The sequence below is a fragment of the Brevundimonas denitrificans genome, from assembly GCF_030160755.1.
GTDB classification, from domain to species: domain Bacteria; phylum Pseudomonadota; class Alphaproteobacteria; order Caulobacterales; family Caulobacteraceae; genus Brevundimonas; species Brevundimonas denitrificans.
The window spans coordinates 1-7,812 of record NZ_BSOY01000091.1; the positions used below are offsets into that span (position 1 = coordinate 1).

The window sequence follows — 7,812 nt, forward strand, 5'->3', positions numbered from 1 at the left end:
GGCGAGCGGCCCTATTCGGCCCCGGCCGCCGCTGCGCCGGCTCCGCCCCGGCAATCCGTGGAGTAACGGTCCTTCCCCTGGCCTTCAGGGGTGAGGGGCGCAAACGAAAGAGGCCGCGTCCCGGGGGGCGCGGCCTCTGGTCGTTCAGCGCGGCGTGGCGCCTATTCGATGTCTTCGTTCAGCAGACCGACCTTGAAGAAGCCGTTCTCCTGCAGGGTGTTCATGACTTCCATGAACTGGTCGTAGGTCACGTCCGGCTGGGCGCGCACGAACACGCGCTCCTCGCGGCAGTTGGTCGGAACGGCGAGGGCCACGCAGACGTCGGCGGCCAGGGTCTCGATCGTGGTCTGACGATCGGCCAGGAAGATCGAGCCGGTGTCCTGGATGGTGATGTAGACGGGCTCCTTCACCTCGTCCGGGTTCACCGGGGGTGTCGCGGGCGGCAGGTCGAGGCGGATCGAAACCGTGGCCATCGGCGCGGCGACCATGAAGATGATCAGAAGGACCAGCATGATGTCGACGAACGGCGTGACGTTGATGTCCGCGTTCTGCTCGATCGTCTTGCCGCCCTGGCCGGCGGGTCCGGAAAGCTTGGAGCCCATGTGTCACTCTCTCCATCGGGCCCGACGCGATCGCGGCGAGCGAAATCTATGACGTTCGGTTCGTCTCTTGGCGTCCCCGACCCGGCTTGTAAAGCGGGTTCAGGCGGGTTGGGGTTCCATTGCCCCGGGATTGTCCAAAATACGCCTCTCAGGCGAGCCGATCAGCCCTTCGCCAGCTTCAGGAAACGGTCCTTCAGCGCGGCGTCGCTCTTGAAGACGCCAGTGAAGCGGGTGGTGATGGTGGAAACGTGGCGGTGATGCACGCCGCGGGTGGTCATGCACTGGTGTTCGGCGTCGATCATGATGGCGACGCCGGCCGGCTGCAGGTTTGATTCGATGGCTTCGGCGATCAGCTGGGTCAGGGTTTCCTGGGTCTGCAGGCGGCGGGCGAAGATTTCGACCACCCGCGCCAGTTTGGAGATGCCGACGACCTTCTCCTGCGGGATGTAGGCGACATAGGCCTTGCCGAGGAACGGAGCCATGTGGTGCTCGCAGTGGCTTTCCACCTCAATGTCGCGCAGCAGGACCATGTCGTCATAGCCCTGCACGTCCTCGAAGGTCCGCGACAGCTCCACGGCCGGATCCGCGTCATAGCCGTCGAACCACTCGCCATAGGCGTCGACCACCCGCTTGGGCGTGTCGCGCAGGCCCTCGCGGTCGGGATCGTCGCCCGCCCAGGCCAGCAGGGTGCGGACGGCCTTGAGGGCCTCCTCGCGGCTGGGGCGTTTGGAAGGGTCGTTGTCGCCGACCAGAACCGGCTTGACGGGGATGACGCTCATTCTCGATCTCGACGCTGTTCGCTTGTGCAGCAGGACCGCTATATGGGACGGCGGGTCCGTCCCGCAAGAAAACTGAAAGACGCCGCTTCCCTATGCCGCTGGTTCTTCACGACACCCTGCACCGCGAAAAGCGGGTTTTCACGCCGCGCGACCCCGACCGGGTGACCCTCTATGTCTGCGGTCCGACCGTTTATGACTACGCCCATATTGGCAATGCGCGGCCGCCGGTGGTGTTCGATGTGCTGGTCCGGCTGCTGCGCCGGCAGTTCGGGGCGGACAAGGTGATCTACGCCCGCAACGTCACCGACGTGGACGACAAGATCAATGCGAAGGCCGCGAAGGAGGGGACGCCGATCGGCGATGTCACCTCGCGTTACGAGGCCGCCTATCTGGACGACATGAGCCGGCTGAACGTCTCGCCGCCGGACATCGCGCCCCATGTAACCGACCATATGGACGCGATCGTGAAGCAGATCGGCGCCATCATGGATCAGGGCTGCGCCTACGCCGCCGAGGGTCACGTGCTGTTCGACGTCTCATCCTACGAGACCTACGGCCGCCTGTCCGGCCGGAACCTTGACGACATGATCGCGGGCGCCCGGGTCGAGGTCGCGCCGTACAAGAAGAATCCGCACGACTTCGTGCTGTGGAAGCCCTCGAAGGAGGGCGAACCCTCGTGGCCGTCGCCGTGGGGCGAGGGGCGTCCGGGCTGGCATATCGAATGCTCGGCCATGATCGAGGAGACGCTGGGCCTGCCGATCGACATCCACGGCGGCGGCATCGACCTGGTGTTTCCGCACCATGAGAACGAGATCGCCCAGGGCGTCTGCGCCCACGGCCATGCGCATGAGCCCGAGGCCCATGCCGAATACAGCCGCTACTGGATGCACAACGGCTTCCTGACCGTCGATGCGGAGAAGATGTCCAAGTCGATCGGCAATGTCCTGCTGCTGCACGACCTGGTTCAGAACGTCCCGGGCGAGGTGGTGCGCTGGGCCCTGCTGAGCGCCCATTATCGCCAGCCGCTGGACTGGAACCAGGCGCTTCTGGACCAGAGCCGCAAGGCGCTGGACCGGCTTTACGGGGCCCTGCATCGCGCCGCCGCCGTCGACGCCAATGGCGACGAGCCGCCCGCGGACTTCCTCACGGCCATCGAAGACGACATCAACACCCCGGGCGCCATGTCGACCCTGTTCGCCCTGTCGAGCGAGATCGAGCGCGCCATGACGGCCGGCGATCACGGCGTCGTGGCCCGCGCCAAGGGCGAGCTGATCGCGTCCGGCGCCGTCCTAGGCGTGCTTCAGGCCGATCCGGCGGACTGGCTGGAAGGCGAAGTCTCCGACGCCCTCCGCACCGAGGTCGAGGGTCTGCTGGAACAGCGCGCCGCCGCCCGCGCGGGCAAGGACTGGCCCGAGGCGGACCGCATCCGCGACCGGCTCAATGCGCTGAATGTGGTGGTCATGGACGGACCGCAGGGCGCGACCTGGCGGGTGAAGGGCTGACGCGGATCAGGTGATCCGCTTGGCCGACACCGGGTCGCTGGCGGGGAAGGTTTCTTCCAGGCCTTCGTCCAGCAGGGCCTCCTGCCGGTCCTCCGATTCGCGCTCGTTCTCGCGCAGCTGATCGGGCTTGCCGGTCTCGCGCGGGGCCTTCTTCGCGTGCGGGGTTTCCGGATCGCAGTCGTCGCGCGAGGACGGCGGGGTGTGGTCGGTGTGAGCAGTCATGTCGCCCTCCTTATTTCGCGGGATGGTCTTCGTCGCCGTCCGGGCCGTAGCCCAAGCCGGCGATGTCATCGTCTGACAGGTGTTTAGCTTCCCAGTGGGCCGCGCTGGCCTGGGCCCCGCGGACGTTGCGCATCAGGCCGGTGTAGACCAGCTCGACCTCGTCCGGGCCGCGCCCGCCGGCGCTTTCGCCGTCGATTTCGGTCAGACGCTCGCCGTCCACGCCCAGCAGGGCGTCGGCCTCGGCCTCGATGCCGGACGAACCCTGGACCTCGTCCAGGTCAATTTCAGCGTCCTCGTCGAACGGCTCTTCGTCCGCGTCGCCGTCCATCTGGGTGACGTCCAGCACGAGATCGGCTTCGTCCAGCAGGATGTCCCCGTCGCCCTCATCGTCGATGTGGGTCTCGTCATAGACTTCCGACTGGGCCTGGTCGTCCGAATAGCCGTCGATCTCGGGCATGAACTTCCTCCTGCTGGAGGATCAACGCCCGGCGCTTGTCCGATGTTCCGGAGACGAACCGGATCCGTCGCCGCGGACAAGAGATGGTTAACCACGATTGTTTAGACTGCGTTGGGTCCCGGCTTCCTAACGTCGCCGGGAGGCTGTCAGGAGACGCTCTCTCAAATGCCGCTCAAGCTGTCGCTGAAGCCCGGCGAGAAATTCGTCCTCAACGGCGCCGTCGTCCAGAACGGCGACCGCCGCGGCGTGCTGATCCTGCAGAACAAGGCGTCGGTGCTGCGCGAGAAGGACATTCTCCAGCCCGAGGACGCCAACACCCCGGCCAAACGCGTCTATTTCCCGGTCATGATGATGTACCTGGACGAGGCGTCGGCGGCCAAGGTCTATGACGAGTTCGCCCTGCGGCTGAGCGAGTTCATGGGGGCGTCCCGCAATCCCGAAATCCTGGCCGACTGCGTGGCGGCGTCCCGCCATGTGATGGCGCGCGAATACTACAAGGCGCTGATGGCGGCGCGTAAACTCGTTGAGTATGAGGAAGGTCTGGCGAATGTCGCTGCAGGCGTACAAGACCGCGGCCACACGGGCTGAGACTCCGCGTGAGATGGAGTACCGGCTGTTCGGGCAGGTCACCCGGGCGCTGATGCACGCCGCGACGCTGGAGACCTCGGAAATCGCCGCGCGGATCGACGCCCTGGACTGGAACCGCCGGCTGTGGTCGGCCCTGGCCACCGACTGCTCTGACCCCGACAACGCCATGAATGCGAGCCTGAAGGCCCAGATCATCTCGATCAGCCTGTTCGTCAGCCGTCACTCGTCGGCGATCATGCGGGGCGAGGATGATTTTGAAGCCCTGATCGACATCAATCGGATGGTCATGCAGGGCTTGGCCGGACCGGGGCCGGGCGCGCAACAGGCCGCCTGACCCACCCGCCTCGCGCGTTCAGAACAGGCCGGTGATCCACTGGACGGTCGGCCCCAGGGCCCGGCTGACCAGCTCCCACGCCAGCCAGATGAACAGGCAGACGCCGGCCACGCCCGCCCAGCCGATCAGGACGACGACGCCGTCGCGCTGCATCAGGCCGAAGCCGAAGGTGGAGATGATCAGCGCCGGCACCAGGTTCCCGCCCCAGATCGGCAGGACCAGGATGCAGGCCAGCAGGACGGTGGCGATGCCGATCAGCACCTCCGACACTTCGCTGGTCATGACCGACAGCCGGGGTCTGGACAGCCGCTCGACCTGTTTGAAACGGGCCAGCACCGATTTCACCCCGGTGCGATAGGTCTCCCGCTCGATCGAGCGCCGCAAGGCCCAGCGCGGCAGCCACAGCTGATCCTGCCGGATCGCCAGCTGCAGGCCCATCAGCAGCAGGGGCGCGCCGAGCACCGTCGTCGTTCCCGGGATGATGCCGATGGCGATGTTCAGCAGGCCGAAGAACAGCATCAGGGCGCCGAAGCCGCGCTCGCCGAACGCATTGACCAGCTCGCCGAGGTAGAGCTTCGGCTCGTCCCGGACGCCGATGTCCTCGATCACCTGCGAGAAGGTCCGGCTGTCGCTCTGATAGTCGTAGTCAGGCATCGGCGACGGGCGTCCGGAGGGGGGTGTTACGATCTAGGCGGGTAGATTGGCGGGCGCCACTTAACAATCGTCAATCCCCATCCGGTTGCTGGCGAAACGCGGCTATTTCGGGCATCCTGCGTCTCCCGAGGCAAGGCCCGACAGAGCGCCGGGCGGGAGGGATCAGAATGCGCAGGCTCACACCCGGCCTGGCCGGTCTTATCAGCCTCGCCCTGACGGCGTGCGGCCAGGGCGATGACAGCGCGCCAGCGGCAAAGGCCGACTCTGGCGGCGCCCCGGCGCCGGCCGCCGCGGCCATGGAGGGGCCCCGTCCGGGGCTCTGGCGGATCACCACCCGGATGCCGGGCATGCCGGCCGGGGTCTCCATGCCGGCGATCGAGACCTGCGTCACACGGCAGGATTTTTCGGAAATGCAGCGCGGTCCGGGCCAGGAGGCCCCCGAGGGGGTTCGGTGCAGCGAACAGAGCTTCCGTCGCGACGGCGACGCCATGGTCGGACATTCGGTCTGCACCATGCCGGATGGCGGTCGCGCGGAGACGGATACCCGCGTCACCGGCGACCTCTCAAGCCGCTACGCGATGGAAGTCAGGACCCGGATGACGCCGGCGCCTGATCCGTCCATGGCCGATACGACCATGACCATGACGGCCGAGCGGATCGGCGACTGTCCCGCCGGATCAGCTGCCCAGTAGTTCCCGTCCGATCAGGAAGCGCCGGATCTCGTTGGTCCCCGCGCCGATGTCGTACAGCTTGGCGTCGCGGACCAGCCGCTCGACCGGCCATTCCTTGGTGTAGCCGGCCCCGCCGAGGGCCTGGACGGCCTCGAGGCTGACCTTCACCGCATTCTCGGACGCCAGCAGGATGGCGCCGGCGGCGTCATAGCGGGTGGTCTTGCCCTGGTCGCAGGCGCGGGCGACGGCGTAGACATAGGCTCGGGCGCTGTTCAGGGCGACGTACATGTCGGCGACCTTGGCCTGCATCAGCTGGAACGAGCCGATCGGCTTGCCGAACTGCTTGCGCTCGCGGACGTAGGGCAGGACCACGTCCAGCGCCGCCTGCATGATGCCCAGCGGACCGGCCGAGAGCACGGCGCGCTCATAGTCGAGGCCGCTCATCAGCACGCCGGCGCCGCCGCCGACCGGGCCCATGACATTCTCTTCCGGGACCTCGCAGTCCTCGAACACCAGTTCGGCGGTGTCCGAGCCGCGCATGCCCATCTTGTCCAGCTTCTTCGAGACGCTGAAGCCCTTCATCCCCTTCTCGATCAGGAAGGCGGTGACGCCGCCGTTGCCTTCGCCGGTGCGGGCGTAGACCACCAGGGTCTCGGCGTGCGGGGCGTTGGTGATCCAGAATTTGGTGCCGTTCAGGACGTAGCGGTCGCCTTCCTTGCGGGCCTGGGTGCGCATCGACATGACGTCGGAGCCCGAACCGGCCTCGGACATGGCCAGGGAGCCGACGTGCTCGCCGGAGATCAGCTTGGGCAGGTATTTCTGCTTCTGCTCCTCGGTGCCCCAGCGGCGGATCTGGTTGACGCACAGGTTGGAGTGGGCCCCGTAGGCCAGGCCGATCGAGGCCGAGGCGCGGGACACCTCCTCCATCGCCACGACGTGTTCAAGGTAGCCGAGGCCGAGGCCGCCGTACTCTTCCTCGACGGTGATTCCGTGCAGGCCCAGCTCGCCCATCTCGGGCCAGAGCTCGCGCTTGAAGGCGTTGGTCTCGTCGATCTCGGCCGCCAGCGGCGCCAGACGGTCGGTCGCCCAGCGGGCGGTGGTCTCGCGGATCATGTCGGCGTTCTCGCCGAGGCCGAATTCCATCGATTGGGGGGCGTTGGGAATGCTCATGACGGCGGGGTTAGCACCGCCTGCCCGCGCCGGAAAGTCAGTCCGGCTTGCCCCACCGCACATACAGGTTCCACGACGACACTCCGACGCAGATCACGCCGATCAGGGCCAGGGCCCAGGCGATGACGGTGGTCTCTCCCATCGGCGACGGCTGTTCGACCGCCAGGCGGAAGGCGGCGGCCGAGGCTCCGCAGGCGGCGAGGCCCACGCCGCCCATGATCAGGAAGGCGCCGGTCTCGCTCCAGTCGAAGCGGCGCGGTCCGGCCGGCTCGACCTCGTGGCGCAGCACCGACAGGGTCGGCTCGTCCTCGAACAGGACGGTTTCCTCGGCCGCAGGGGCCGGGGCGCGCTGGTCCGACGGCCACACCGGGCGTTCGGCCTGGACGAAATCGGCCTCGGTGGCCGGCGTCAGGACCAGCTCCGCATCCATGGCCCGGAAGGGCGAGGGAAGGGGCGCGGCCGACACCAGAGGGGTGACGGGAACGTCGGGTTCGGCGGGCGCCGGCGCGGGAGGCGCAGGCTCCGGCTCCCTGGTGAAGACCGGCTCCACGATCGGGGCCTCGGCGGGCTCCGCCGGGGCGAAGCCGGGCAGGGGGCCGATGATGGCGGCGGCGTAGGGTGAATAGCGATCCAGATTGACCCGCGTCACTGCATCCGCCGGCTGGAAGATCGGGGTTTCGAAGGCGGGCGCTTCGGGCGACCAGGCCGGATCGGGCTCGACGGCTTCCGGCTCGGCAGGGAGGGAGGCTTCCGGCGCCTCGCCCAGCAGCGCAGCGACGGCGGCGGCGCGCGCGTCGGCCGCGGGTGGTTCGGGCTGGGGGGCGGCCTCGACC

The 7,812-nt window shown here is 67.6% G+C and carries 10 protein-coding genes and 1 pseudogene; 4 read left to right on the forward strand and 7 right to left on the reverse strand.

Annotation, left to right across the window (positions count from 1 at the left end):
* Positions 1-161: 161 nt before the first annotated feature.
* Together QQJ79_RS14095 and folE are read right to left on the reverse strand one after the other, a co-directional pair.
* Positions 162-602 (reverse strand): biopolymer transporter ExbD, encoded by a 441-nt coding sequence (locus QQJ79_RS14095; protein ID WP_284223553.1) that lies wholly within the window; start codon positions 600-602, stop codon positions 162-164.
* A gap of 161 nt (positions 603-763) precedes the next feature.
* Complete coding sequence (folE, locus tag QQJ79_RS14100) at positions 764-1,381, reverse strand: GTP cyclohydrolase I FolE (RefSeq protein ID WP_284223554.1); 618 nt, start codon at positions 1,379-1,381, stop codon at positions 764-766.
* Between the two features lie 92 nt (positions 1,382-1,473).
* On the opposite strand from folE, the gene cysS reads away from it, so the two are divergent.
* The gene (gene cysS, locus QQJ79_RS14105) at positions 1,474-2,883 is read left to right on the forward strand and encodes a cysteine--tRNA ligase (protein ID WP_284223555.1); all 1,410 of its coding nucleotides are present in this window, start codon (positions 1,474-1,476) and stop codon (positions 2,881-2,883) included.
* A 6-nt stretch (positions 2,884-2,889) separates the two neighbouring features.
* Here the strand turns inward: cysS and QQJ79_RS14110 are convergent, their stop codons facing one another.
* On the reverse strand, positions 2,890-3,105 hold the full coding sequence (locus QQJ79_RS14110; protein ID WP_284223556.1) for a hypothetical protein: 216 nt from the start codon (positions 3,103-3,105) through the stop codon (positions 2,890-2,892).
* A 10-nt stretch (positions 3,106-3,115) separates the two neighbouring features.
* Positions 3,116-3,562: a hypothetical protein gene (locus tag QQJ79_RS14115; protein ID WP_284223557.1), complete on the reverse strand. Its 447-nt coding sequence runs from the start codon at positions 3,560-3,562 to the stop codon at positions 3,116-3,118.
* A 165-nt stretch (positions 3,563-3,727) separates the two neighbouring features.
* Here QQJ79_RS14115 and flbT point away from each other — a divergent pair, with 165 nt between their 5' ends.
* Entirely contained in the window at positions 3,728-4,150 is a 423-nt protein-coding gene (gene flbT, locus QQJ79_RS14120) for a flagellar biosynthesis repressor FlbT (RefSeq protein ID WP_284223558.1), read from the forward strand.
* A complete protein-coding gene (flaF, locus tag QQJ79_RS14125) occupies positions 4,110-4,484 on the forward strand; it encodes a flagellar biosynthesis regulator FlaF (RefSeq protein WP_284223559.1) in 375 nt (124 codons plus the stop codon). The genes flbT and flaF overlap by 41 nt, the downstream gene beginning before the upstream one ends.
* An 18-nt stretch (positions 4,485-4,502) precedes the next feature.
* On the opposite strand, the gene QQJ79_RS14130 is transcribed toward flaF, so the two are convergent.
* The gene (locus QQJ79_RS14130; RefSeq protein ID WP_284223560.1) at positions 4,503-5,138 is read right to left on the reverse strand and encodes an exopolysaccharide biosynthesis protein; all 636 of its coding nucleotides are present in this window, start codon (positions 5,136-5,138) and stop codon (positions 4,503-4,505) included.
* A 167-nt stretch (positions 5,139-5,305) separates the two neighbouring features.
* Here QQJ79_RS14130 and QQJ79_RS14135 point away from each other — a divergent pair, with 167 nt between their 5' ends.
* On the forward strand, positions 5,306-5,830 hold the full coding sequence (locus QQJ79_RS14135; protein ID WP_284223561.1) for a DUF3617 domain-containing protein: 525 nt from the start codon (positions 5,306-5,308) through the stop codon (positions 5,828-5,830).
* Here the strand turns inward: QQJ79_RS14135 and QQJ79_RS14140 are convergent.
* Both QQJ79_RS14140 and QQJ79_RS14145 read right to left on the reverse strand, forming a co-directional pair.
* Complete coding sequence (locus QQJ79_RS14140) at positions 5,816-6,979, reverse strand: isovaleryl-CoA dehydrogenase (protein ID WP_284223562.1); 1,164 nt, start codon at positions 6,977-6,979, stop codon at positions 5,816-5,818. The two genes, QQJ79_RS14135 and QQJ79_RS14140, sit on opposite strands and share 15 nt — an antisense overlap.
* A gap of 37 nt (positions 6,980-7,016) precedes the next feature.
* A pseudogene (locus tag QQJ79_RS14145) lies at positions 7,017-7,812 on the reverse strand (hypothetical protein); the annotation flags it as partial.

What these genes read in the sequence shown, in the direction of transcription:
- QQJ79_RS14095 (WP_284223553.1), bottom strand. Translation starts at nt 602, where the DNA reads ATGGGCTCCAAGCTTTCCGGACCCGCCGGCCAGGGCGGCAAGACGATC.
- folE (WP_284223554.1), bottom strand. Translation starts at nt 1,381, where the DNA reads ATGAGCGTCATCCCCGTCAAGCCGGTTCTGGTCGGCGACAACGACCCT.
- cysS (WP_284223555.1), top strand. Translation starts at nt 1,474, where the DNA reads ATGCCGCTGGTTCTTCACGACACCCTGCACCGCGAAAAGCGGGTTTTC.
- QQJ79_RS14110 (WP_284223556.1), bottom strand. Translation starts at nt 3,105, where the DNA reads ATGACTGCTCACACCGACCACACCCCGCCGTCCTCGCGCGACGACTGC.
- QQJ79_RS14115 (WP_284223557.1), bottom strand. Translation starts at nt 3,562, where the DNA reads ATGCCCGAGATCGACGGCTATTCGGACGACCAGGCCCAGTCGGAAGTC.
- flbT (WP_284223558.1), top strand. Translation starts at nt 3,728, where the DNA reads ATGCCGCTCAAGCTGTCGCTGAAGCCCGGCGAGAAATTCGTCCTCAAC.
- flaF (WP_284223559.1), top strand. Translation starts at nt 4,110, where the DNA reads ATGTCGCTGCAGGCGTACAAGACCGCGGCCACACGGGCTGAGACTCCG.
- QQJ79_RS14130 (WP_284223560.1), bottom strand. Translation starts at nt 5,138, where the DNA reads ATGCCTGACTACGACTATCAGAGCGACAGCCGGACCTTCTCGCAGGTG.
- QQJ79_RS14135 (WP_284223561.1), top strand. Translation starts at nt 5,306, where the DNA reads ATGCGCAGGCTCACACCCGGCCTGGCCGGTCTTATCAGCCTCGCCCTG.
- QQJ79_RS14140 (WP_284223562.1), bottom strand. Translation starts at nt 6,979, where the DNA reads ATGAGCATTCCCAACGCCCCCCAATCGATGGAATTCGGCCTCGGCGAG.